The organism is Streptomyces sp. NPDC051183 (genome assembly GCF_040682455.1).
In the GTDB taxonomy this organism is placed as follows: Bacteria; Actinomycetota; Actinomycetes; order Streptomycetales; family Streptomycetaceae; genus Streptomyces.
The window spans coordinates 1-23,411 of record NZ_JBFBBA010000040.1 but is presented as its reverse complement, the minus strand read 5'-3'; the positions used below and the strand labels follow the sequence as shown (position 1 = coordinate 23,411).

Annotated in this window: 19 protein-coding genes and 1 pseudogene; 5 read left to right on the top strand and 15 right to left on the bottom strand. The window is 71.2% G+C overall.

Annotated elements, in window-relative coordinates:
• Window positions 1–2: 2 nt before the first annotated feature.
• The 3 genes from AB0M99_RS29380 to AB0M99_RS29370 form a co-directional block, all read right to left on the bottom strand.
• Window positions 3–668, bottom strand: coding sequence for a response regulator transcription factor (locus AB0M99_RS29380; RefSeq protein WP_365925686.1), 666 nt, complete (start codon window positions 666–668; stop codon window positions 3–5).
• Window positions 662–2,623, bottom strand: coding sequence for a histidine kinase (locus AB0M99_RS29375; RefSeq protein WP_365925684.1), 1,962 nt, complete (start codon window positions 2,621–2,623; stop codon window positions 662–664). The genes AB0M99_RS29380 and AB0M99_RS29375 overlap by 7 nt, the downstream gene beginning before the upstream one ends.
• 108 nt (window positions 2,624–2,731) lie before the next feature.
• The gene (locus AB0M99_RS29370; RefSeq protein WP_365925683.1) at window positions 2,732–3,337 is read right to left on the bottom strand and encodes a hypothetical protein; all 606 of its coding nucleotides are present in this window, start codon (window positions 3,335–3,337) and stop codon (window positions 2,732–2,734) included.
• A 264-nt stretch (window positions 3,338–3,601) separates the two neighbouring features.
• Here AB0M99_RS29370 and AB0M99_RS29365 point away from each other — a divergent pair, with 264 nt between their 5' ends.
• Window positions 3,602–4,051, top strand: coding sequence for a hypothetical protein (locus AB0M99_RS29365; RefSeq protein ID WP_365925681.1), 450 nt, complete (start codon window positions 3,602–3,604; stop codon window positions 4,049–4,051).
• Window positions 4,052–4,183: 132 nt separating this feature from the next.
• Here AB0M99_RS29365 and AB0M99_RS29360 read toward each other — a convergent pair whose 3' ends face one another.
• The 7 genes and pseudogenes from AB0M99_RS29360 to AB0M99_RS29330 all read right to left on the bottom strand — a co-directional run bounded on the left by AB0M99_RS29360 (window position 4,184) and on the right by AB0M99_RS29330 (window position 14,514).
• Window positions 4,184–5,065, bottom strand: a complete 882-nt coding sequence (locus AB0M99_RS29360; protein WP_365925679.1) for a GNAT family N-acetyltransferase — start codon at window positions 5,063–5,065, stop codon at window positions 4,184–4,186.
• A 231-nt stretch (window positions 5,066–5,296) separates the two neighbouring features.
• Window positions 5,297–6,541, bottom strand: coding sequence for an SWIM zinc finger family protein (locus tag AB0M99_RS29355; RefSeq protein ID WP_365925677.1), 1,245 nt, complete (start codon window positions 6,539–6,541; stop codon window positions 5,297–5,299).
• Window positions 6,538–9,211: pseudogene (locus AB0M99_RS29350) on the bottom strand (DEAD/DEAH box helicase). Before AB0M99_RS29350 ends, AB0M99_RS29355 begins: the two are co-directional and overlap by 4 nt.
• A gap of 167 nt (window positions 9,212–9,378) precedes the next feature.
• Window positions 9,379–11,610, bottom strand: a complete 2,232-nt coding sequence (locus AB0M99_RS29345; RefSeq protein ID WP_365925675.1) for a plasmid pRiA4b ORF-3 family protein — start codon at window positions 11,608–11,610, stop codon at window positions 9,379–9,381.
• 271 nt (window positions 11,611–11,881) lie between these two features.
• The gene (locus tag AB0M99_RS29340; RefSeq protein WP_365925673.1) at window positions 11,882–12,550 is read right to left on the bottom strand and encodes a nucleotidyl transferase AbiEii/AbiGii toxin family protein; all 669 of its coding nucleotides are present in this window, start codon (window positions 12,548–12,550) and stop codon (window positions 11,882–11,884) included.
• Window positions 12,551–12,555: 5 nt separating this feature from the next.
• Complete coding sequence (locus AB0M99_RS29335) at window positions 12,556–12,948, bottom strand: hypothetical protein (protein WP_365925671.1); 393 nt, start codon at window positions 12,946–12,948, stop codon at window positions 12,556–12,558.
• A gap of 402 nt (window positions 12,949–13,350) precedes the next feature.
• On the bottom strand, window positions 13,351–14,514 hold the full coding sequence (locus AB0M99_RS29330; RefSeq protein WP_365925669.1) for a magnesium and cobalt transport protein CorA: 1,164 nt from the start codon (window positions 14,512–14,514) through the stop codon (window positions 13,351–13,353).
• A 146-nt stretch (window positions 14,515–14,660) separates the two neighbouring features.
• On the opposite strand from AB0M99_RS29330, the gene AB0M99_RS29325 reads away from it, so the two are divergent.
• Window positions 14,661–15,797 carry a winged helix DNA-binding domain-containing protein gene (locus AB0M99_RS29325; protein ID WP_365925667.1) on the top strand — a complete coding sequence of 379 codons (1,137 nt, stop codon included), beginning with the start codon at window positions 14,661–14,663 and terminating at the stop codon, window positions 15,795–15,797.
• 63 nt (window positions 15,798–15,860) lie between these two features.
• Window positions 15,861–17,402, top strand: a complete 1,542-nt coding sequence (locus AB0M99_RS29320; RefSeq protein WP_365925665.1) for an AMP-binding protein — start codon at window positions 15,861–15,863, stop codon at window positions 17,400–17,402.
• A gap of 95 nt (window positions 17,403–17,497) precedes the next feature.
• Here AB0M99_RS29320 and AB0M99_RS29315 read toward each other — a convergent pair whose 3' ends face one another.
• The 5 genes from AB0M99_RS29315 to AB0M99_RS29295 form a co-directional block, all read right to left on the bottom strand.
• Window positions 17,498–18,688: a 2-oxo acid dehydrogenase subunit E2 gene (locus AB0M99_RS29315; RefSeq protein ID WP_365925663.1), complete on the bottom strand. Its 1,191-nt coding sequence runs from the start codon at window positions 18,686–18,688 to the stop codon at window positions 17,498–17,500.
• Window positions 18,685–19,698, bottom strand: coding sequence for a transketolase C-terminal domain-containing protein (locus tag AB0M99_RS29310; protein ID WP_365925661.1), 1,014 nt, complete (start codon window positions 19,696–19,698; stop codon window positions 18,685–18,687). Before AB0M99_RS29310 ends, AB0M99_RS29315 begins: the two co-directional genes overlap by 4 nt.
• Window positions 19,695–20,633 (bottom strand): thiamine pyrophosphate-dependent dehydrogenase E1 component subunit alpha, encoded by a 939-nt coding sequence (locus AB0M99_RS29305; protein ID WP_365925659.1) that lies wholly within the window; start codon window positions 20,631–20,633, stop codon window positions 19,695–19,697. The genes AB0M99_RS29310 and AB0M99_RS29305 overlap by 4 nt, the downstream gene beginning before the upstream one ends.
• Window positions 20,630–20,857, bottom strand: a complete 228-nt coding sequence (locus tag AB0M99_RS29300) for an acyl carrier protein (protein WP_365925657.1) — start codon at window positions 20,855–20,857, stop codon at window positions 20,630–20,632. The genes AB0M99_RS29305 and AB0M99_RS29300 overlap by 4 nt, the downstream gene beginning before the upstream one ends.
• Before the next feature lie 223 nt (window positions 20,858–21,080).
• On the bottom strand, window positions 21,081–21,722 hold the full coding sequence (locus AB0M99_RS29295; RefSeq protein WP_365925655.1) for a ScbR family autoregulator-binding transcription factor: 642 nt from the start codon (window positions 21,720–21,722) through the stop codon (window positions 21,081–21,083).
• 162 nt (window positions 21,723–21,884) lie between these two features.
• Here AB0M99_RS29295 and AB0M99_RS29290 point away from each other — a divergent pair, with 162 nt between their 5' ends.
• Both AB0M99_RS29290 and AB0M99_RS29285 read left to right on the top strand, forming a co-directional pair.
• Complete coding sequence (locus AB0M99_RS29290) at window positions 21,885–23,042, top strand: ScbA/BarX family gamma-butyrolactone biosynthesis protein (RefSeq protein ID WP_365925653.1); 1,158 nt, start codon at window positions 21,885–21,887, stop codon at window positions 23,040–23,042.
• Window positions 23,006–23,326 (top strand): LysR family transcriptional regulator, encoded by a 321-nt coding sequence (locus AB0M99_RS29285; protein ID WP_365925651.1) that lies wholly within the window; start codon window positions 23,006–23,008, stop codon window positions 23,324–23,326. The genes AB0M99_RS29290 and AB0M99_RS29285 overlap by 37 nt, the downstream gene beginning before the upstream one ends.
• Window positions 23,327–23,411: the final 85 nt, after the last annotated feature.

Below are 23,411 nucleotides of genomic sequence, written 5' to 3'. Positions count from 1 at the left end.
GGTCAGGGTCCGCCGCCCAGGCCCGACTGGCGGGCCCGCACGATGGCCTCCGCCCGCGTCGCCGCCTGAAGCTTCGCCAGGATGTTGGACAGGTGGTTGCGGACCGTCTTCGGGCTCAGTGTCAGACGGCGCGAGATCGCGAGGTTGTCCAGCCCGCGGGCCACCAGGTCCAGCACCTCCCGCTCCCGCGAGGTCAGCTCCGGCAGCGGCACCGGCCCGCCCCCCGCCGCCGCGTGGCCCAGCAGGTACTCCATCGCCCGGCTCGCCACCGCGGGGCCCAGGATCACCTCCCCGTTGGCGACGGCCCGCACCGCCCGCTCGATCTCTTCCGGTGCCGCGCCCTTCAGGAGGTACCCCCGCGCTCCCGCCCGCATGGACGCGAAGACCGAATCGTCGTCGTCCAGCATCGTCACCACCAGAACCGCCGCCGACGGGCACAGCCGCAGGATCTCGCGTGTCGCGTCCACCCCCGACAAGGCCGCGTCGCCCAGGTGCAGGTCCATCACCACCACGTCCGGGGCAAGGGCGACGGCGGCCGCCACCGCCGCCTCCACCGAGGGCGCCTCCCCCACGACCTCCACCCCCGCCAGCGAACCCAGCAGCGCCGACATCCCCATCCGGAAGACGGGGTGGTCGTCCACGACCAGCACCCTGAGCACGTTCAGCACGGGAGCCTCAGTTCGAGGCGGGTGCCCCGGCCGGACTCGCCAGGGGACCAGGTGGCCGTGCCGCCGACGCCCTCGGCCCGTTCGCGGATCGAGACTGTGCCGACCCCGCGCGGGACATCCGCGGCGATGCCCCGTCCGTCGTCCTGCACCGATACGGTCAACAGCTGGTCTATGGTGGACAGTTCGACCGCGCACAGGCGGGCCTGTGCGTGCCGGGACACATTGCGGATGGCCTCCGCCACGATCGCGTACACCGCCCCCGCGACTTCCGGCGGCGTGCCGTCGACCCCGTCGCCCTCCGCCCGTACTACCACCGTCAGCCCGTCGGCCTCGTACCGCATCACCAGTTCCCGCAGTGCTGGTACGAGGCCCAGCTCGGCCAACACCGGCGGGACCAGCCCCCGTGCGAGCACCCGGACCTCCTCCACTCGCGCGTCGACCTCGCCCCGCAACCGGCCCAGCAGCTCCTCCGCCCGGTCCGCGCTCTCCGGCAGCAGATTGCGGGCGGCGGACAGCCCGAGCCCTATGCCGGCCAGAGCCGGGCCGATCTCGTCGTGCAACTCCCGCCGCAGCACCCGCCGTTCGTCGTCCCGGGCCGCCGCCAGCCGCCCGCGCGACTCCCGCAGCGCCCGCGTGACGGCGGCCAGCTGTACGGCGGTGGCCACCAGAGGCGCCATCTCGGCGAGGGCCGCGCGGGCCCGCCGGTCGAGGCGCTCACCGGGGCGCGGGGTCACCAGCAGCACCCCGACGGGTTCCCCCCGTACGACCAGCGGCACCTCCGCGGCATCCGTCGCCGAGGCCTCCCGTGCCTCGCTCGCGTCGAGGATCCGTACGGATCCCAGGTTGAAGGAGGCCGCGATGGAGTCCGCCATCCCCGCGAGCGATTGCTCCGGGGTTCCCGCGCTCCCGAGATGTCGCCCGACACGGCTGAGCGCGGGCGCGGAGGCCTCCCCGTACACGAGCCGGTCCACGCGCCGCTGCAGCCAGCTGCGGGCGGGCTGGATCCCGGCGGCGGTGGCGGCGGTGGCCAGCACCCGCGCCAGGGCGTCGTCGCCAGGGAGTGCGAGCCCGAGGAGCGCGACGGTGGCGAAGTAGCCCGCCACCAGCATTCCCGTGAGGAGTGTCCACACCAGGGTCCGGCTGACGGCCAGGTCGATGCCGAACATGCGCCGGCGCAACACCGTGACCAGGATGGCGGCCGGGAAGAAGGCCTGCGAGGCCAGGTGCAGGAACGGGACGAAGAGGGTGGTGACATGGTTGGGTCCGTCCTCGGCCCATATGAGCAGGGGGACGAACGTCGAGGAGATCAGCGCGACACCGATGGCGAGCCAGCCGAGGCCGCGCGCGGCCGGGTCCCGGTACCGGCGCCAAGCCGCCTGCCCGGCGGCGGCGAAGCCGAGCACCACGACCACCAGCTCGATCCACCGGGCGACCGGCTCCGCGAGGCGCGCCCAGGCCTCGCTGCGGATCCCGAACGGCGAGAACGACTCGCCCGAGGCGGGCCACGGCCAGGGATCGGCGAGCCGGACGGCGAGGGTGGCGGCGATGGCGGCCACTCCGGCTCCGATGGCGGCGCGGGCGGACCGCGGTGGGCTCTCCGCGGTAAGCAGATACGGTACGACGAGCATCAGGGCCAGGGTGCCGGGCACCCAGGCCGTGCCCTGCAGAATCGCCCAGCCGGGCGGCACGTCGTCCGGCGACGGCGCGGCCAGGACGCTCAGTTGCGCGACGACGGCGGCGACGCCGGTGCCCACCGCCGTCAGCGCGACGAGCCAGCCCACCGGATGCAGGCGGCGGCTCAGGACGACGGCCGCGACGAGCCCGTACACGAGTGCGTTGGCGGTGTCGACGATGAAGAACCCCTGGTCGCTGTTCCAGGGCGCCCCCGCCACGACGGCGAGGGCGATCCCGGCGACCGCGAGCCCCCAGGTCGACACGAGTACGGCGGCGGCCACCCCCCGATGGCCGCCGCCGCTTCTCCGTTGCTTGTGATCCGCTACCTCAAGATCCCCCAAGTCCCCCATGCCATAAGGGTCTCAAGGCGGCGCGCCCCTGTCACAGGGTCAGGCCGGGACACGCCGACCAAACGCGAACGCGGCACCGAGGACGAGCAGGTACGGTACGCCGACCATCAGTGCCATGTACTGGAACGGGGTCAGCTGCGTGACGGCGAGCAGCAGTCCGAAGACCACGCTCACCACACCGATCCAGCGCCCGACGGCCCCCTGCCGGAAGGCGGCCACGGCCAGGGCCGCGGCGGTGAGCAGCAGCCCGGACCAGAGCCAGCCGTAGGTGCCGAGCTGCCCCAGCGAGGACATGATGGTGTCCGGATCGCCCTTGGCCCGCATCCGGATCTGGTGGAAGGCCTCGGTTCCCATCCCGCAGCCGGCCAGGCTCATCACGCCGGTGAGCAGCATCCCGGTGAACGCGGTCATCGGCACCAGGCTCCCGGCCGGGCACTGCCGCTCCAGCCGCCGTTTGAGCCCGGCCCCGAAGACGACCGCTCCGAAGGCGGCCAGTGTGAACGCCAGTTGCGTGGCGAAAGCCCACCACATGGTCGTGTCGTCCAACCGGGCCACCATCGTGGCGTTGTCGCTGAGATCCGTCTCCTCGAAGGGCCACAGCGGCCCCGATGCGACGATCACCCCGAGCCCGGCGAGGGCGGTCACGATCCCGCCCCACCCCCAAACGCGTCCGTCTTCCCCCGTACCGGCCATGCCGTCCCCCTGCAGTGCTGAGCGGGAGCCCTTCCCCCGCCCCACCACAGTTCCGCGCCCGCTGTCCCGAACGCATGGGCCCGGCGTCCCGATGCCTCGGGATCTTCGTCCCGCCACGTCGCGATGAGAACCCCGCCCTGAGGCCCCGCCGATCGGCGAATGTTGGCCGATTCGCGCTCTGTTTGGCGCCTGCTGCCAGATGATGGGCTATGCGTTGTGTCGGGGATCATCGCGGCGGCTGTCGCCGTCCTGGGAACGCTGCTCGGTGCGGTCATCGCGCACCGCTACCAGCTGAAGACGGTTACCCTGTCCGCAGCCCACGCCGACCGCGAGCGAAACCACCAGCGCCTCCTTGACGCGTGCGCCGGCTTCATCGGCCTCGCGGAGGACTACCGGCGCGCACAGTACGACCGATGGACAAGCCAGCACACGGCAGCCGAATCAGAGGCGGCCCTCGCGGCACGGGCCGAGTCGTACCGGCTCTACGTCGAGGTCCGCAGTAGCGCCTTCCGGCTCCGCCTCGTCGCCCTCGCCCGCATGCGCAACACCTCGCCGAGCAGGCTGCTGAGATCCAGGCGAAGACCCGGGAGATCTTCTTCGCTGCCGATAAAGCCGACATGCTCCTCCGAGGCGAGACAGCGGAGCATGCCTGCGAAGCCTTCGTGATTCGTGCTAGAGAGGTGCTTTACGGCCCTCCCCGCTAGGGCTTGTCTTTGGTTGGGATCACGAAGGAGGAGCGGAGGCTGCGGATCCAGAAGACCGCTGCACGTAAACGCCCTGGTGGTGGGTACGGACGTTCTAGCACTGCTCGAATCGGGCGCGGCGTGCGATGGGGGTGAATCCGAGGCTCTGGAAGAGTGCGGTGGACGCCGGGTTGTTGACGTTGACGTCCAGGAAGACCTCGGTGTCGCCGTACCCTCGCAGGTGGTTGAGGGCGGTGGTGGCGAGTGCTCGTGCGAGGCCGCGTCGGCGCCATTGCGGTACGGCGCCGACCTGGATCAGGAAGCCTTCTTCACAGGTCACGAAACCTATGGGTGCGCCGTTGGCCGTGCGGGCCACGAGGGAGCACTGGGGCAGGAAGGTGTCGCCCACCGTCCAGTCGACCCACTGGTCTCGTGTCCAGTCGGGGAAGCCGGGGCGGTCCGCGAAGGATGCGCGGTAGGCCTGGTGGAAGGCGCCCTGCGTGGCGTCCGTCCATTGCTCTGCGTGAACGGTTGCGGGAAGGGGGCTTGGCGGAAGGGGAGCCGTCATGTCGCGGCGGTGGATGTCCTCGGCGAACGCCTGCCGGAATCCTCGCGAGCGGAAGAGTGCGGAGGCCTGCGGGGTCAGCGACTCGGTCTCCAACTGCACGCGTCCCGAGCAGCTGTAGGTCTCAGCTGCCAGGTCGAGGAGGTCGTCGAGGAGTCGGGCCCCGAGGCCGCGTCCACGGTGGGCGGGATCGACGAGCCCCGTCACCACGCAGGCGTCCGGCGAGGTGCGCAGTGCTCCGCAGGCGAGAAGGCGGCGGTCGGTGAAGGCGCCGACGGCTGTCACGCCGGTACCGGTGTATCGGCGTTCCAGGAAGGATGGGTTTGTGGTGGCTTGGAGGCCGCCGTCGGATCCCAGGCACCTCTTGGCGAGGTCGACGATCTCGGGCATGTCCCGCTGGGACAGCGGGGTCCAGTCAGTCCGTTGAGCCACCACCATCGCCTCCTCCACGTTGAGGGGATCGTACGTGCGTGGAGACCGCGCGGCCGCACTTTCGCAGCGCGCCGTACGACGAGCGGGCCGCCGAAGTAGCCACGGACGATGTGCGGTTGTCGCTGGCGTCTGCGGAAGAAGCGGCGTGTCTCGGCGGCGAGTTCGGCAGAGCCCGGGGCCGAGGCGGCTGCGTGTGGGTTGAGGAGGCGATTCACGGGCCTGTCCTACGTGTCACCTCTGGGTCTGCTGCCAGACGGAGGTGAGTGCCGCGACGGGGTCGCCGTCGGCCGGTGCCGCCGGCCACCAGTCGCCGTCGTCATCCTGGAGGTAGGGGTACCAGCGGGTGTCGGGGCCCAGGCGCAGCTGGATGCCGTGGCCGGTGAGCGTGAGGCGGTTGCGCCAGGCCCTGAGGGCGACCGGGGTGGTGGTCATTTCGGTGAGGGCCTCGGTCAGGGCGCTGCGGGCGGCTGTCATCGCCGTCGGGTCAGGGGCGTGGGGCTGTTCGGCGACGGTGATGCCTGGCGGGCCGCCATACCGCCAGGCGCGGGCGAGGCGGGCGAACGCGGTTGGTCTGGCACCGGTGTTCTGGATGAGGTGGTGGAACCACTCGGGTCCGCAGTCGCTCGCGGCGATCCGTGCCGCGTCCTCGCGCTGGGTCAGGTACAGGCTGGTGGTGTCGCCCGTGAGTAGCCGGGCAGCGCGTGCGGCGGTGTCCGTCATGAGGCGTTCGAGGTCCGCGGTGGACAGACCGGTGCTGGGTGGCGGGGTGGTGGGCAGCGCGGCGGTGTGGGAGGCCGGTTCGGGGGGTTCTGGAAGGGGTGGAGTGTCTTTGGCCAGGGCGGCCCAGGCCGCGTAGGCGCCGGCGGCCGGGAGGCCGGCTGGCGCAGGTGGCATGGAAGCCGCCTGGGTGGCCGTACGACGGGCCCGCAGCTGGGCGAGGACTTCCTCCCGTCCGCGGCCGCGCAGGGCGAACACGACGAAGGGGTCGGCGTCGATGGTGGAGGCGATGGCGTAGCAGAGCGCGGCGGCGTGTTTGCAGGGGTAGCCCCAGTCGGGGCAGGAGCATTCGGGGTCGAGTTCGGTGGGCTGCGGGAGCAGGGGGACGCCGGCGTGGCGGGCGTCGTCGACGAGTTCGGCGGGCATTTCGCCGTCGAGGAGTGCGGCGAGATGCCCGGCCCGGGCCGCGATGGTGTCGAGGAGGGTGTCCCACTGGGCGTCGGTGAGGACGGGCACGTGGACCGCGGAGCGGTAGGGGCGGGGTCTGCTGCCCTGGACGGCGGCTTTGACCTGGCCGGGGGCGACGGTGACGGGGCCGACCATGCCCTGGCGGGCGTAGGTGCGTCCGCGGGACAGGCGTCCCGAGTCCAGGGTGGAGTCCTCCAGGGCCGTTACCCATGCCTGGCCCCACCAGGTTGCGGCGAAGGCATGCCTGCCGCGGCCGGGCGTGCGGCGTGGGCCGGGGATCGAGGGGGTCATGACTGCCTTCCCAGGGCGACGAGTTCGGCGAGGTCGGCGTCGGATAGTTCGGTGAGTGCGGTCTCGCCGGAGCCGACCACGGCGTCGGCGAGCGCGCGCTTGGATTCCAGCAGCTTCGCCACCTTGTCCTCCACGGTTCCCTCCGAGAGGAGTTTGTGCACCTGTACGGGCTTGTCCTGGCCGATGCGGTAGGCACGGTCGGTGGCCTGGTCCTCGACCGCCGGGTTCCACCAGCGGTCGTAGTGCACGACGTGGGTTGCGCGGGTGAGGTTGAGGCCGGTGCCCGCGGCCTTCAGGGAGAGCAGGAACACCGGCGCCTCGCCGCGCTGGAAACGATCGACCATCTCCTCGCGCGCGGTGACGGGGGTGCCGCCGTGCAGGAAGAGGGTGGGGACGCCTCGTTCTGCGAGGTGCTTCCCCAGCAATGTCGCCATCTGCCGGTACTGGGTGAAGACCAGCACCGACTCGCCTTCGGCGGTGATCGTGTCGACCAGCTCGTCGAGCAGGTCGAGCTTGCCGGAACGGCCGTGCAACGGTGTGGATTGGCGCAGGTACTGGGCTGGGTGGTTGCAGATCTGCTTCAGCGCGGTGAGGAGCTTCAGGATCAGGCCGCGGCGGGCGATGCCGTCCGCTTCGGCGATGTCCGCCATGGCTTCGCGGACCACCGCCTCGTACAGACTCGCCTGCTCGGCGGTCAGTGGTACCACGCGGTCGGTTTCGGTCTTGGCGGGCAGTTCGGGCGCGATGCCCGGGTCGCACTTCCTGCGGCGCAGCAGGAAGGGACGCACGAGACGGGACAAGCGCTCAGCGGCCTGTGGGTCCTCACCCGACTCGATCGCGCGGGCGTGGCGGTCGCGGAAGACGGCGAGCGGTCCGAGGAGTCCGGGGGTGGTCCAGTCGAGGAGCGCCCACAGTTCGGAGAGGTTGTTCTCCACGGGGGTGCCGGTGAGGGCGACGCGGGCGCGGGCGGGTAGGGCACGCAGTTCGCGGGCGGTGACGGCGTAGGGGTTCTTGACGTGCTGGGCCTCGTCGGCGGCGATCAGCGACCAGGCGTTCTCGGCGAGGGTCTCCCGGTCGCGGCGCAGCACGCCGTAGGTGACCAGGACGATCTCGTCGTCGGCCAGGTCCTTGAGGTGGCGGTCGCCGCCGTGGTAGCGGCGCACCGGCGTGGTCGGCGCGAATCGGGCCGCCTCGCGCTGCCAGTTGCCCAGCAGGGAGGCGGGGCAGACGACGAGCGTGGGGCCCGCGGTGGCGGGGTCGGTCTGGCGGTGCAGGTGCAGAGCGAGCAGGGTGATGGTCTTGCCCAGGCCCATGTCGTCGGCGAGACAGCCGCCGAGACCGAGCTCGCACATCTCGGCCAGCCAGGCGAGGCCCCGTTTCTGGTAGTCGCGCAAGGTGGCTTTGAGCGCGGCAGGCTGGGCGGCGGGGGTGCGGGATCCGGGGTCGTGGATACGGGCGACGAGGTCTCCGAGCGCACCGACTGCCGTGCAGCGAAAAGTCTCTCCGTCCCGCTCTGCTTCGCCGGTCAGCGCGGCGCCCAGTGCCTCCATGGGAGTGAGCGGTTCCATCCGGCGGCGCTTGGCGCGGGCCACCAGCTTCGGGTCGGCGATCACCCACTGGTCGCGCAGCCGGACGAGGGGGCGGCGCGTCTCTGCGAGGGCGTCCATCTCGGCCTCGGTGAGCGGGTCTCCGCCGAGTGAGAGCTGCCAGCGGAAGTCGAGGAGGGTGTCGGCGTCGAGCATGCCGCCCGCGCTGGAGCCGGGCGCGGTGCGTTGCCCGATCTCCGCGGTCGCGGTAAGTGCCTTGACGAGCTCGCGCGGCCAGTGCACGTCGACACCGGCGGCGCGCAGCGTGTCGGTGGCGTCGCCCAGCAGGTCAAAGGCTTCGTCGTCGGTCAGCCGCAGCTGGTCGGGAGCGGGGTCCTTCAGCAGCCGGTCGAGCGGTGGCCAGACGTGGGCGCCGCGGCGCAGTGCGAGCAGCGTCTCGGTTTCGGCGCGCGGGCCGAGCAGGCGCTCGGTCTCGGTCGGCTCGCTCCACAGCTGTGCGGCCTCCACGACGAGCGCCGGATCCGCAGCGGTGTGCAGCTGGAGGACGGCCCGGAACTGCCGGCGGCGTCCCTCGGGTACGTCGTCCCACGGCGAGCGGAGCGGCCGGGGTACGGACCAGGGCGTCGGCGACCGCGTCGCAGAACCGGCGTACCAGCGGGGCCGGTTCGGCGATCCGCAGCGGGGCGGGACCCGGCTCCGGCAGGCAGTGGCCGTGGGGCGGGAAGGCGGCGGCGAGGGCGTCCAGCGTCCGACGCTGGGCGGCGGTGAAGGGGCCCGCCTGCCAGGTGTCGTAGCCGCCGGGGGTGAGGGCCGGGTAGAGACGGCCGTCGGCGAGCAGCCGGAGCGCGAATCGGGCGGCGGCCTGCCAGGCGGCGGCGGACGGGTGTGGCGGCTGTGCCCCGGACAGCGCGGCAACAGCAAGGGCGACGGGCAGCGCGTAACCCACCACCCTGCGCCGTCTGACCGAGCGGCCGTGCGGCAGCACGAGCTCCGCGGCCTCGGTCTCGACGCTTGCGGGTGCCGTGCCCTCGGCGGCTGCCCCGGCGGGCTGCCAGAGCAGCAACCGGCCGAGGCGGGCAGGCTCGCCGGGCAGGAATACCGCCGCCCAGCCGCCGTCGAGCAGACCCCGCGCCCAGGCAGCCGACTCCGGTGCGGCCAATGGCGGCACGCTCCTCGTGCCCGTGGCCGCGCCCTGCTCGTGTACGAGGACTCGTGCCACTCTCTTTCGCCTCACCGTCGTCCAGGCGGTCTTCACCGCGTCTTCGTCCACCAGCAGGTTCCGACCTGCCGTCACCTGCGGGAGTGGGCCTTGTTCGCCGCGGTGCGCATGCGCTTGGCCAGCCGCTTGTCGACGCCGCGCAGGCCCTCGCCCAGTTCGGCGAGCACGTGGGCGGTGGCTGGGTGCTCCACTCGCCACAGCTCGTCCACCCGCTGTTCCAGCGCCTCCGGCCCCGCGTTCCAGTTCTCCAGGAAGCCCCGGGTCAGTTCCTCACTCTCCTGAGCACCGGCGAGGATCGACAGTCCGTCGATGAGCAGCCACAGTCCGGCCTCCTCCGCCCGAGCCGGGTCCACGAGTGCTTCCGCCCCATGGCGTGCGCCCAGGGCCGTGGTGGCCACCTGGCGGCACCCCTCGGCGTCGGAGTCCGCTGCCTTGCGCAGCACGCGCAGTGCCCGGGGGTCGTCGAGGCCGGCCAGCACCAGTTGGGCCACGGCGCGCTTCGCCGCCGCCTCGGAACCGTCTCCCGCGCATGCGTCGAGCAGCCCTACGGCGGCATCCGTCGCCGAACGGTGTGCCAGCCACCCGTCGACCTCCCGGCGCATCTCCTCGGGGGAGTAGCCGAGGAGCCCTTGGAGCAGAGTTTCGGCGTCCGCTTCGGCGTACTCACCGAGCAGCGGCGCGGGCACACCGCACTCCATCAGGTACGCGCGGAGCCCGTAGCGGCCGAGTGGGGTGAGCCGCATGCGGTGCCCGTACTTGTCGTCCGACGACCGGTCCGACGCCGCCGTCGAGGTTCCCGAACGGCCGCCCGGCTCCTCTCCGGCCATGGCGTAGAGGAGTGTGCGCAGAGTCTCCTCGGCCGAATCGCCGCCGTCACCGGGCTCGTACTCCACCACGCCAAGCGGGGCGAGCCCTTCCCCGAGCTCCCGGAAGGACGCCGCGAACAGCGCCTGGAAGAGATCGAACTCCCGCCCGCTCTCACCCGCCTCGCGGGCCTTCGCACGCAGGCCGTCGACATCCACCCAGGCATCGTCCGGGGCTTCGTACAGCAGGCCGACCAGTCCGTCTGCAATCTCGGCCGTCAGCTCGCCCAGCTCACCGTGCCACCCGTCCAGCACCCCCGTCTCGCCGATCTCCTCCAGCAGGTCGCCCGTCGTGGCGGTCCAGAACTCCAGGAGGCCCTCACCGGTGAAGTCGGTTGCCGCGCCACCCCACGCGCGGCCCCCACTGATCGTGATCAACCCGCCGTCCACGGCGAGCCACCACGGATCATCGAGAACGGCCACGTCCTTGGCGCTGCGCAGCGACTTCAACGCACGAGCCCGCGCGACGGCATCGGCATACGGCGAGTCACCGCCGGCCAGCTTCCACAGCTGGAGCTCCTCGACCGCCTCACGGGCGAGCGCGGGCCGCAGCACCCGGCCGGCGGTGACCTGCCGTCCCTCGCGGCACCAAGCGGCGAGCCGCAGCGCAGCGTCGAAGAGCGGAACACCCCGCACGGCAGCGACAAGGTCCTCCCGCGGAGCCAGGACCACCGGGCGCAGCACAGGCACATCCTCGGCCGGTCCGTCGGCTCCGGCATCGACCGGATCGCCCACCCCGCAGTGCCCGCACGTACACAACGCCACGTCCTCGGCAGTCAGCCGACGGACACTGCTGTGCCCGGGCCGGTCACCGGTCGGCGGCTTCGCCTTGCCGGACACCGTGTCCGGCGTCAGCTGGGCCAGCCGCGCGGTGATCCCGTCCCGGTCGAAGGCCGCCGGGTCGTAACCGGCCGCCCGCAGCTCGGCGACAAGCTCGCCGTACGAGCCATCCCCGGCCCCGTCCGGGGTCTCGAGGAACTCCAGCACCTCGACCAGACCCCACACGCCGCCGATGTCCTCGGCCGGAACATCGGCACGACGCCCGCCGACGCAGCGCACCGTCCGCTCCGCGCCGGCCTGGCGCGGCAGCGTCTTCTCCAGCGTGATCCCGTGCTCCCAGTTGTCGCCGAAGTCGTAGACGTAGCGCAGCCGTACTCCCTCCTCGGCCAGCACGTCGCCGAGCGCGGTAGCGTCCTCGTCGCCGAAGCCGGGATCGATACCGGTGAGTCGGGCCGCGTCGCCGTACCCCCGGCCGAACTCGTCGGTGAAGAGGTGCAGATGGCCACCGTGCCATCCGAAGGAGGCCTGGATCGCGTCGTGCAGCGTCCCGAGCGAGGTGTCGGACGGCAGCACGAGGCGCCGCCACAGGGGCGGTCTCGTGCCGTGCAGCACGATCTTCAGCTGGAGATCGGACGGGGCCGTCTTCCCGTCTCGCCGCATCTGCTGCTCCTACCGCACCGGGGCCACTCGAACGGCTCCATCATGGCGCTGCCCGTCTGCCCGGCTCAAACCAGGTCGTGGCGGCCAGCGTCCTTCTGGGCATACACGGCCCTGATGCCGCCCGAGGCGGATATTCTCTGCCCTCGCGACCTCTCGCGGGGCGGCACAGGCGCTCGGGAGCGCATGGCCCTGCCGGCAACGGCCGTCGCAGCCCTCGACATGTGCGGACGCGGCGTGATGGTGCCGGGGTTCGTAGCCCGTCCGGATTCGATCAGTCGATGTCCGGATCACCGGACTCTTCGAGGAGTCGGGCCGCGAGGTCGTCGGCCCACTCCACGGCCCAGGAGCGGAGAGCCGTGATGGTGGCATCGTCGAGGCCGTAGGCGGCGAAGGCTTCGTCATCGGTCCACTCGGCGCCGGTGAGGTTCGCCTGGAGGTCCTCGCGTTCGAAGCGGCCGCGGGCGTGGCGGCGGCCGAACTCCTCGAGCTCGGAGTTTGCCCAGCGGCGGGAGGCGGCGAACACGTCGATCAGGTCGCGGGGCGCCCCGCGGTCGGCAAGGGCTCGGACCTTGGTCCCGATCACGTCCTCCTCCGCGAGGACGGGCCCGTACGGGCTCTGGGCGACGGGCCGCCAGAAGATCTCCTTGAGGATGTCGACTTCGCAGTCCTGCCCGGTGACTGGGTCGGTCACGGTGAAGCGGGCGGACAACGGGGCAGTCTCCAGCGCCTGCACTTTCCAGCCCCGCGCCTCCAGGCCGTGGCAGAGTGCGGTCGCGATGTCGGCCATGGGCGCCGGGTTCTCGGTGGCGACATCGAGGTCCTGGCTGGGACGGTTCACGAGGCGGTGCGCCCTCACGGCATACCCGCCGGTGAGGACCAAGGGATACGGTGAGCCGAGGGCCATCACATCCGCCAGGAGCCGCCTGTGCAGCTCCGGCATGTCTGTCACGCGGCTGCCCGGGTGCGAGCGGCGAGCTGGGGGAAGGCGTCCTCCCACACGGTGCGCACGGTGCGCCCGACGAGGGTACGCAGCACGGGCCACAGCTGGAGGAGCAGATCCCGGTTGAGATACCGGGGCAGGTCGTCGTGCAGGCCCTCGTGCAGGACGGTGCGGTAAAGGCCCATGCGCTGGCGAGGTTTGCCCAGGTCGTATGAGGTCATCCCGGACCAGGCCAGGTGCAGCGGCAGCTCTACGACACCGCGCGTCGGCCCGTGCAGCTCGTCCAGCGACTCCGGCAGACGGTTCCGAAACTTCTCCCGGTACAGCGCGAGGTCCTCGGCGTCCGCGCCCGAGAGGTCCTTCGGCGCGGGTGCGAGGTGCTGCGGGCTGGAAGACATGCCTCCATTATGGCGTCCGCAGTAGCGGTGCGGGCCATGATGCGCGAGACCGCGCCCGGAGTGAGCAGCGCAGGACCGGCGGCAGTGGCTCTGCTACGGAGGCGATGTCACTCTCTGTGATTCACGGCTGGGGCGGCAAGAGCGACCAGCGAGCTGCTGGGCAGCAGGCGGGAAAGGGACGGAACCGGAGGCGTTGGAGCTATGTCGTCAGCCGATTCTCCCCGGATCCTCCCCAGCGTTCGAGAACCTTCAAAAGGCCAGGTCAGAGGCCTTCCGGCGCGAGGGTGAGGAGATCACCCGCATCACTTCTCCCCGGGCACTCCCCAGAGTCCTGGATGGGCGGTTCGTCCGGGAGGTGCAGGTGTAATCCGTGTGCGCTGCACGAGTGGGGCCGGTCGCCTCCTAGAGCCAGTCCCGTCGCTTGAAGACTACGTACAAACTGACGCAAACGATCCCCATCAAGCCGACCGCGAAGGGGTATCCGAAGCTCCAACCCAGCTCCGGCATGGAGTCGAAGTTCATGCCGTAGATGGTTCCGACGAGTGTGGGTGCAAACAGGATGGCGGCCCACGAGGAGATCTTCTTGATCTCCTCGTTCTGTTCGAAGCCCGCTTCGGCCAGGGCGCGCATTTCTGCGTTCTGTTGTTGGGAGACCAGGGTGGCGTTGACCGTCAGGATTTCCGTCAGGGCCTGGCGGAAGCCGTCTACGCGTTCGCTGGTGTGGGTTACGTGGTCGGCCACGTCGCGGAGGTAGCGCTGGAGTTCCTCGTCCGTGCCGTACTTGGCGAAGCCGGCCATCAGGGCGTGGAGCATGCCGACCAGGGGGCGGGTGGCGCGCTGGAACTCGACCATTTCGCGGGAGAGTTCGTAGATGCGGCGGGAGACCTCCGGGTCGCCGCGGAAGACCTCCGTCTCGATCTCGTCCATGTCGTTCTGGACGCCCTCGACGACCGGGGCGTAGCCGTCGACCACCGCGTCGAGGATCGCGTAGAGGGCGGCCTCCGGGCCGAGGGAGAGCAGTTCCGGGGTTTCCTCCATGCGGCGGCGGACCGCCGAGAGGTCCGGGGCGGCGCCGTGGCGGACCGTGATCAGGAAGTCCGGGCCCACGAAGACGTGGAGTTCGCCGAAGTCGACCTCCTCCAGCGCGTCGAGGTAGCGGGCCGCGCGCAGTACGACGAAGAGGGTGTCGCCGTAGCGCTCCAGCTTGGGGCGCTGGTGGGCCTCCAGGGCGTCCTCTACGGCGAGTTCGTGGAGGTTGAACTCGGCTGCCAGGGAGAGCAGTTCGGACTCCGTGGGGCGGTGCAGCCCGATCCAGGCCATGCCGTCGGGCTGTTCGCGCAGCTGCCGGAAGGTGTCGGCGAGGGTCGCGGGGGAGGCGATGCGGCGGCCGTCGCGGTAGACGGCTGAGTCGATCACGCTGCGGTGGTTCGCGGGGGCGGGGGCCTGCGGCGCGGACTGTGCGGCCCTCGGGGGCGCGGCCGGGGGCTTCGCGGGCGGGGCGGCGGGGCGGCGCCATCCCGTGCGCTTCTCGGGCGGCGGGGGACGGCGGTCTGGACGCTCCGACATCGCAGGTCAGCTCCCGGGCGGGCGAACGTATGTTTACGGGCAAGGTGCAGGATATATGGATGAAAGCATCGGTACGGCAGCTCTCCGTCCCGGGGGCTTTCGAGTTGCGGACAGCGGGTGTCCGCAAGGGCGGATAGTTTGCTGTCATGGCCTCCAGGACGACGCACCCCGTACTCGACACCCGCTCGCTGAACCGTGCCACGCTCGCCCGCCAGCTGCTCCTCAGCCGCGCCGAGCTCTCCGCGCGGGACGCCGTCGAGCACCTCCTCGGCCTCCAGGCGCAGAACGTGAAGCCGCCCTATTTCCAGTTGCACGCCCGCCTCGCCGGATTCCGCCCGGCCGAGCTGGCCGGACTGATGGAGTCCCGCCAGGTGGTCCGCATGGTCACCATGCGCTCCACCATCCACACGCACACCGCCGAGGACGCGCTCACGCTGCGCCCGCTCGTACAGCCCGCCCGCGACCGGGAGGTCAACTACTTCCGCAAGGGCCTCGTCGGAGTGGACCTGGGCCGGCTCGCCAAGACCGCGCGGGCCTTCGTCGAGGCCGAGCCGCGCACCATGGGGGAGATCCGCGAGGAGCTCCTCAAGCAGTGGCCCGACGCGGACCCGCAGTCGCTGGCCGTCGCCGCGCGCTGCCGGCTCCCGCTCGTCCAGGTCACGCCCCGCGGAGTGTGGGGGCGCAGCGGGCAGGTCCGGCTCACCACCCTCGACACCTGGCTGGGCGAGGCGGGCGCCGGGCGCGACGCCCCTACCGGCTCCGGCGTCGACGAGGTCGTCCTGCGCTACCTCGGCGCTTTCGGCCCCGCCTCCGTCAAGGACATGCAGACCTGGGCCGGGCTGACCAGGCTCCGCGAGGCCTTCGAGCGGCTGCGCCCCCGGCTCGCGGTCTTCCAGGACGAGAACGGGGTCGAGCTCTTCGACCTGCCCGACGCGCCCCGCCCCGACGCCGACACGCCCGCGCCGCCGCGCTTCCTCCCGGAGTTCGACAACCTGCTGCTCTCGCACACCGACCGCACCCGGGTGCTCGCCCCCGAGCACAAGGGCCGTAGCTGGCGCGGCAACCAGGCCTTCTGCACCCTGCTCGTCGACGGGTTCCTCGCCGGGCTGTGGAAGCCGGACGGGTCAGGCCTCACCGTGGAGCTGTTCGGTACGGCCTCCAAGGCGCAGCGGGACGAGATCGTCGCGGAAGGGGAGTCGCTGCTCGCCGCGATGACCGAGGCGGGAGCCGAAGGCGGACCTGGCAACCCCGCCTCCGTGCGCTTCGGGTCAATCCACGACTGACCCCCGCGCCGCGTGCCAGACTCCCCACCACGTGATGTAGTCGTCCCGATACAGGAGAGAGCTATGCGGGTTCCCATGACTGTCGCGGACTTCCTCGACCGGGCGGAGCTGGGGTTCTCCTCCGCCGCCGGCGTGGTCGACGAGCCGGATCAGCCGGGCCCGCCCGTGCCCGTGTCGACGTACGGGCGACTCGGCGAGCGGGTACGGGCCTGGCAGGCGGGGTTCGATGCGCTCGGTGTCGGTGAGGGCGAGCGGGTGGCGGTGGTCAGCCACAACTCGGCGCGTCTGCTGGAGCTGTTGTTCGCGGTCCCGATGAGCGGCCGCATCTGCGTACCCGTCAACTTCCGCCTCAAGCCGGAGGAGATCGACTACGTCGTCCGGCAGAGCGGGGCATCGGTGCTGCTGGTCGACACGGAGCTGAACGAGGCTCTGGCCGGGGTGAAGGCACGCCACCGGTTCGTGCTCGGCGAGCAGACCGACGCCGAGCTGATGCGGTTCGGCGTCGAGCCGCGCCCGTGGTCGAACCCGGACGAGGACGCCACCGCGACCGTCAACTACACGTCGGGCACCACCGCCAGGCCCAAGGGGGTGCAGTTGACCCACCGCAACATCTGGGTCAACGGGCTGACCTTCGGGCTGCACACCCGCGTGTGGGAACGCGACGTCTACATGCACACGCTGCCGATGTTCCACTGCAACGGCTGGGGGATGCCGTACGTGATGGCCGGACTCGGCGTGAAGCAGGTGGTGTTGCGCAAGGTCGACGGCGCCGAGATCCTGCGCCGGGTCGAGGAACACGGTGTCACGCTCATGTGCGGCGCGCCCGCCGTGTGGAACGCGGTCCTCGACGCGGCGGCGACCTGGGAGGGCGAGATCCCGGGCCGCGACCGCGTACGGGTCGTCTGCGCCGGGGCGCCCCCGCCGACCAGGATGATCCAGCGGATGGACGAGGAACTGGGCTGGGAGTTCACCCAGATCTACGGCCTGACCGAGACCTCGCCGCTGCTCACCTTCAACCGCTGCCGGGCCGAGGACGCACGGCTGCCGGCCGCGGAGCGGGCGCGCAAGCTGTCCCGGGCGGGGCTGCCCGCGCTCGGTGTGAAGCTGCGCGTATCCGGCTCCGGCGAGGTCCTGGCCAGGTCGAACGTCGTGCTCGACGGATACTGGGACAAGCCGGAGGAGACGGAGGCAGCGTTGGCGGAGGGCTGGTTCCACACCGGCGACGGCGGCACCGTCGACGAGGCCGACGGGCACCTGACGATCTCCGACCGGAAGAAGGACGTGATCATCACCGGGGGCGAGAACGTCTCGTCGATCGAGGTGGAGGACACGATCTTCAGCCACCCGGCTGTCGCCGAGGTCGCGGTGATCGGCGTGCCGCACGAGAAGTGGGGCGAGACGATCAAGGCCCTCGTGGTCCTCGCCGAAGGGGCGACGGCGCAGGAGGCCGACATCATCGCCCACTGCAAGCAGCGGATGGCCGGCTACAAGGCGCCCACGACCGTCGAGTTCCGCGACGCCATCCCGCGCACGGCCACGGGCAAGATCCAGAAGTTCAAGCTCCGGCAGCCGTACTGGGCCGGCCTGGAGCGCGAGATCAACTGATCGGCCGACGGAATGGAACGGCGGTCCACCGAGTGGTGGTGGCCCGCCGTTCCCGTCATGCCGTTCCCGTCCTGCCGTTCCCGTCCCGCGCCCGGTCAGCCGGCTGTCGTGGCCGTCTCGCGCTGCGCCGCCGGCGCCTGGAGCGCGCCCTTGATCGCCTGGAGGAACTGCACGGCCTCCCGGCCGTTGACGACCCGGTGGTCGAAGGCGAGCCCCACGTGCACGTACCGGGCGGCGAAGACGCTGCCGTCCGCGGCCAGTTCGAGGCCGGTCTGTACGCCGCCCAGCGAGACCATGCACGTCTGGCCGGGGAAGACGATGGGCTGGGTCAGCAGCACGTCCTCGTCGTTGTTGAGCGACAAGGTGATGGCCGCGCCCATGAGTTCGCTGCCGCGGAAGTCCCCGCGCAGCGCCGAGAAGCGGAAGTCCTCCAGCTGCTCGGCGACTTCGACCTCGGAGAGCCGGTCCGCATCCCGTACGACCGGAATGTAGAGCCCCTTGCCCAGGTCGACCGTCACCCCCACGTGGGACTGCTCCGCGAGCAGTACGTACCCGTCCTCGTGGTAGGTGGCGAAGAAGGCCGGGAAGGACTCGCGCAGGGAGGCGAGCCGGTTGATCAGCAGTGCGGGCAGGCCGACCATCGTCCCCGAGGCGGCCGAGAGCTCCCTGGCCGCGGCCTCGGCGGCGTCGACCCTGATCCGTACGACGGTGAAGGACGCGGGGACGGTACGGTGCGACTCCGTGACCACCGCGCCGATGGCCCGCTGGTGCTGGCTCAACTCAAGCCGGTTGCCCGGGACTTCAGTGGCCGATACCGCCGCCGCGCGCCGCTCCGCGAGGGCCTCGATGTCCGAGCCCTTGATGATCCGCTTGCCGAGGGAGCGCAGCTCCTCCTCCGTGATGCCGGACTCGGCGGCCCGGGCGCGTGCCGACGCGGTGAGCACGAAGTCCGTGCCCTCGCCGAGAGCCTCGGCACGGGCCCCGGAGCCGGCCCCGGAGCCGGAGTCGCCGCCGGAGCCGCTGCCCGCGGCCAGGAAGGCGTCGCGGGCCGCCGCATCGGCGAAGATCCGGCCGATCACGGCGCCCGGCGCCACCTGCTCCCCGGCCCCGACCGCGTGGTGCAGCACCCCGTCGTGCTCGCTGACCAGGTCCTCGGCGGCCTTGGAGGTCTCCAGCGTGACGAGGTCCTCGTCCTTCGCCACGGTGGCGCCGTCCTCGGCGAGCCACTCCACCAGGTCGTACTGGGCGTCGTTGTTGTTCAGCTTGGGAACGGTGATCTCGATCATTGAGCCAGCTCTTTCAGGGCCACACCCAGGGACTCGCTGCTCACCAGGACGTCGCGCTCCAGGTGGAGCGCCGTCGGGATGACCGAATCCGCGGAATGGACAAGACGGACGGGGGCGCGGAGGCTGTCCCAGAGGTGCGAGTACAGCTGGTGGGCGACTTCGGCGCCCCAACTGCCGCCGGGCGGGGCGTCCTCCACCACGCAGACGCGGCCGGCACGCGCGACGGGCTCCGCCAACAGCCGTGCGTCGAAGGGGTACAGCGCCGAAGGTACGTAGATCTCGCAGGCGATCTCGTGCTCCAGGAACAGCTCGCGTGCCGCCTCGACGGCCCGGTGCGCGAGACCGCCCGGCGCCACGACGACGAGTTCCGGGTCGGTGTCCTCGATGAACAGCCGCGCCACGGGGAAGGGGTCCTCGCCGGTGAACTCCAGTGAGAACAGGTCCCCGACGGGGCCGCCCTGGTGCCGGCGCTCGGTGTAGAGCACCTTGTCCTCGAAGAAGATGCAGGGCTTGCCCAGTTCGACCATTCCCCGCATGACCGTCGCGTTGTCATGGAAGGGCGACAGCTCGAACAGGTGCAGGTCCGGCACGCCGAGGAAGTGCTTCTGGGGGCTCTGGCTGTGCGTCGGGCCGTATCCGCGCCGGCCGCCGACCGGGCAGCGTACGACCAGGTGCATCGGGTGGGCCGCGCCGTACATGGAGACGGACTTGGCGGAGAAGTTCACGATCTGGTCGAACGCCAGCGTGATGAAGTCACCGAACATCATCTCGGCGATCGGCTTGTTCCCCGTGAGGGCAAGGCCGTTGGCGATGCCGAGGATGGCGTTCTCGCTGATGGGCGTGGTCAGCACCCGGTCCTGGAAGCGGTCCGAGAGCCCCTTGGTGATGTTGAAGGCGCCGCCGTACGGGTCGAGGACGTCCTCGCCGATCAGGTAGACGTCCTCGTGGGACGCCATCACCTGGTGCAGGGCCTGGTTCAGGTTCTCGCCCACGCGCTCGTTGCGCTTCATGCGGTCTCTCCAGCCACCAGCGGACGCGCCAGGACATCGGCGGCCACCCGGGCGATCAGTTCTCGTTGCTCTCGGTCGTGGCGGTCGAAGCGCTCGGGGTCCTCCGCGCGCAGCGCGCCGTACCAGTCGCGCGCCCGTGCCGACTCGATGTCCCGCTCGGGGCGGGTGTCGTCGCCCTTGCTGTGCGGGCCGAGCCGTACCGTGTCGAACTCGACGACGAGCGGCTGGTGTTGGTGGCGCACCCGGTCGATGAGGGGAGCCAGCTCGGCGCGGATGCGGCGTACGTCGTTGCCCGTCACCCGGTGGTGGTCGACGTCGAAGGCGCGGGCACGGCCCGCGATCGTGCCGGCCATGTTGACGCTGTTCGGCGTGGTCTGGGAGATGCCGTTGTTCTCGACCACCACGAGCAGGGGGAGCTCCCACAGCCGCGCGATGTTCAGGGCCTCGTACACCGAGCCCTCGCCCCAGGTCCCGTCACCGATGTAGACGACGGCGATGTGGGGCAGGCCGGCCCGCTTGAAGTGCAGTGCCGCTCCGGCGGCGACCGGCAGGCTCTCGCCCTGGATGCCGGTGGACAGGTAGCTGTCGCGGAAGATGTGCTGGCTGCCGCCGACTCCTCCGCAGACGGCGCCCTCGCGCCCGGTGATCTCGGCGAGCAGCCCGGCGGGGTCGGCGAAGCGGGCGAGGTAGTGGCCGTGCCCGCGGTGGTTGCTGAAGACGAAGTCGCCGGCGGCCAGCATCGGGTCGAGGGAGACCGGTACGTACTCCTGGCCGAGGCAGGTGTGGGTCGTACCGTTGAGCTTCCCTTCCGCGAACAGGTCGAGCAGCTTCCACTCGAAGTGCCGGATCATCAGCAGGGAGGCGAGGTCGCCGTCCCCGAGGGGATCCGGCGCCACACCCGGGGGGGCCATGGGGGCCGGCTCGGTGAGCGTCACGCCGCCACTCCCTTGCTCAGCAGCACCTCGCGCACGGCGCCCACCGACTTCATGGCACGAAGGTCCTGGCGCGTGAAGTTGACCTTGTACTGATCTTCGAGGGTGACGATCAGCTGCATCTGCTTCAGGCTGTCCCAGCGGTCGTCGCGCGCGGGGCCAAGGCTGTCGTCGACCTCCCCCAGGGGTATGGCGAGCACATCCGAGATGACCGCTTCAAGCTTCATATGGCAAGCACTCCAGAGATTGCGATGGCAACCGAGTCTCTCGGGCCGACCACCACTAAATCCAACCTTCGCGAAGGTTTCAAATGAGATCGGGAATCTCGATGGAAGGCTCTCCGGCCACCCGCCGTGCGGTCCTCGGCGGGTGGGTCGGGTCGTCGGGCCGTGTGCCAGGTAGGCCGTACGCCGGGTAGTGCGTCAGGCCGTACGCAGGGTAGGCCGTGCGTCAGGCCGTGACTCCGGCGAAGACGATGTCCCGGAGCTCGGCGTAGCGCTCCATCAGGTCGGCCCGGCCGGTGAGCACGTCGGAGATGTGCTGGGTGCCGAAGAAGGCGGCGACGATCACGCGGGCGAGCGCGGCGGGGGAGGTGCCCGGGCGGAGCTGGCCGGCGTCGAGCGCCGCTGAGGCCAGCGTGGTCATCAGCTCCTGCCAGCCCACGTACGGCTGGGGGAGGTCCGCCTTGATGAGCGAACGCTCGATCTGCAGCCGGGCGCCGGCCTGGACCATCGTGTCGTCGCGGAAGAGCTCGGCGGTGCGGTCGAGCACGGTCAGCATGATGTCCAGCGGCGAGCGCTCGGACTCCTGCACTTCGGTCACCAGGGGTGCCCAGCGGGCGTAGTGCTCCTCGACCACGGCGACGGCGAGGGCCTCCTTGTTGGCGAAGTGGAAGTAGACGGCGCCCTTGGTCAGCCCCGTCCGGGTGGCGACGTGCTGCAGCGTCACCACCGGGTAGCCCTTCTCCTTGAACTCCTCGGCGGCGGCCCACAGGATCTGCTCCCTGGTCCGTCGGGCGCGCTCTTGCTTCAGCTCGCGCCCCGCGTGCTGCCGGGTCGAGCCGATGCTGGTCGTGGTGTCGCTGGTGCTCATGGCATGTCCCCGCTGATCTCTGGTGTCCCTGCTGCCGACCCCCCGGTATGGCAGTTTCCGGAAACTTTCAAGGGTTGCAATATACCTTCCGGCAGGTTTATTTTCGATCCGATAATCGGACGCACGTTGCCGAGGATCGATCTATCGGGGGGTTCTGTCTTGTTGTCCAGTCCTTCACTCGCGCCCGGCCCGGTCTCCCGCGCCGACGTGCCGCGCATGCCCCGGCAGTTGTCGTCGGGGTCCGCGGCCCGCGACGGCGCCCTGTCCTTCGACCGGACGGTCCCGCGTTCCCTGGTCCACCGCGCCTCGGTGGCCGAGGTCTTCCTCACCGACGGACGCCGTGGCGAGGACAACCGGGTGCGCATCGCCGCGCAGTGGCCCCGTCAGCACGCGCTCTACCAGCCGGACGCCGAGGGCAGCAGCGATCCGCTGCTGCTGGTGGAGACCGTGCGGCAGGCGGCGATCTACACCGCGCACCGCTTCTACGAGGTCCCGCTGACGCACAGCTTCATCTTCCGCGACCTGGACTTCCACATCGTGGACCCCGGCGCGCTGGTGGTGGGCGGCGAGCCCCTCCAGCTCGTGCTCGACGGCCGGTTCGTCCCGGACGCCCACCCGTCCGGGAACCGGATCGGGGCGCGCTTCGAAGCGTGGGTGGAGTCGGGCGGCCGCCGCTGCGCCCGGGTGTCGGTACGCCTGCTGGCGGTCGGCGCCGAGTTGTACGGGCTGCTGCGCAACCGTCGTGCCCCGGCGCCCGCCGGGGCGGGGGTGGTGGTCGGCCCGTTCGATGGGGAGCCCCGCATGCTCGACGCCGCCGAGGCCGGGCGGCAGCGGCAGGAGAACGTCCTGCTGTCCGTCGACCGGACGGGGACGGCCGCTCCGGGGCGGTACCTGATGCACGTGGACGGCGACCACCCGGGCTACTTCGAGCATTCCTGCGATCACGTTCCCGGCATGGCGCTCGTCGAGGCGTTCCGCCAGGCGGGCTGCCACCAGGTCGGTCACGTCGGCCGGGTCGGGCGGGATGCGGCGGAGGGAGGGTCCGGTCAGCGGCCCGCGGCCTGGTCGCTCGCCTTCTCGGAGGTGCGTTTCGACACGTTCGGCGAGCTGCGCGAGCCTACCATGATCAAGGTCGTCGACGGCGTGTCGGCCCTGCCGACCACGGGGCGGCACGGGCTGCGCCGCATCCAACTGGCGGCCGTTCAGGGGGAGCGCACGATCGCGCGCTGCACGGCCCTCTACCGTCCCCGTGTTCCCGTGGCGCCGGTGGGGGAGGGGAACTCGTGGAACTCCAGCATCTCCGGGCCTTCCGCGAAGTAGCGCGGGAGCTGAGCTTCACCCAGGCGGCGAAGAACCTGCACTGCGCGCAGTCCACGGTCACCGGCCAGATCAAGCTCCTGGAGCAGGCCCTCGGCGTGGAGCTCTTCCACCGGCGGGGCCGGCTCCCGGTCGAACTCACCGCGGCGGGAGCGCTGTTGCAGCCCCGCGCGGAGCAGATCCTGTGTGCCGTGGAAACCGCGGTCAGCGAGGTCCGTTCGAGCCGGCCGCCGACGCGGCAGGGCCGGACGGCCGGGACCCGGCTCCGCCCGCTGATGCGGGTCTAGGGGGTGTCTGGCGGATCAGGGCCGGGCCCGGCCCCGATCCGCCCCACACCCCCAGGGCCGGCGTCCCCGCACCCCGCCCCGCCAG

Bases quoted from the DNA above. Each gene is read 5' to 3' on its own strand.
- AB0M99_RS29355 (WP_365925677.1), bottom strand. From the start codon at position 6,541: ATGACCCCCTCGATCCCCGGCCCACGCCGCACGCCCGGCCGCGGCAGG.
- AB0M99_RS29345 (WP_365925675.1), bottom strand. From the start codon at position 11,610: ATGCGGCGAGACGGGAAGACGGCCCCGTCCGATCTCCAGCTGAAGATC.
- AB0M99_RS29340 (WP_365925673.1), bottom strand. From the start codon at position 12,550: ATGCCGGAGCTGCACAGGCGGCTCCTGGCGGATGTGATGGCCCTCGGC.
- AB0M99_RS29335 (WP_365925671.1), bottom strand. From the start codon at position 12,948: ATGTCTTCCAGCCCGCAGCACCTCGCACCCGCGCCGAAGGACCTCTCG.
- AB0M99_RS29330 (WP_365925669.1), bottom strand. From the start codon at position 14,514: ATGTCGGAGCGTCCAGACCGCCGTCCCCCGCCGCCCGAGAAGCGCACG.
- AB0M99_RS29325 (WP_365925667.1), top strand. From the start codon at position 14,661: ATGGCCTCCAGGACGACGCACCCCGTACTCGACACCCGCTCGCTGAAC.
- AB0M99_RS29320 (WP_365925665.1), top strand. From the start codon at position 15,861: ATGCGGGTTCCCATGACTGTCGCGGACTTCCTCGACCGGGCGGAGCTG.
- AB0M99_RS29315 (WP_365925663.1), bottom strand. From the start codon at position 18,688: ATGATCGAGATCACCGTTCCCAAGCTGAACAACAACGACGCCCAGTAC.
- AB0M99_RS29310 (WP_365925661.1), bottom strand. From the start codon at position 19,698: ATGAAGCGCAACGAGCGCGTGGGCGAGAACCTGAACCAGGCCCTGCAC.
- AB0M99_RS29300 (WP_365925657.1), bottom strand. From the start codon at position 20,857: ATGAAGCTTGAAGCGGTCATCTCGGATGTGCTCGCCATACCCCTGGGG.
- AB0M99_RS29295 (WP_365925655.1), bottom strand. From the start codon at position 21,722: ATGAGCACCAGCGACACCACGACCAGCATCGGCTCGACCCGGCAGCAC.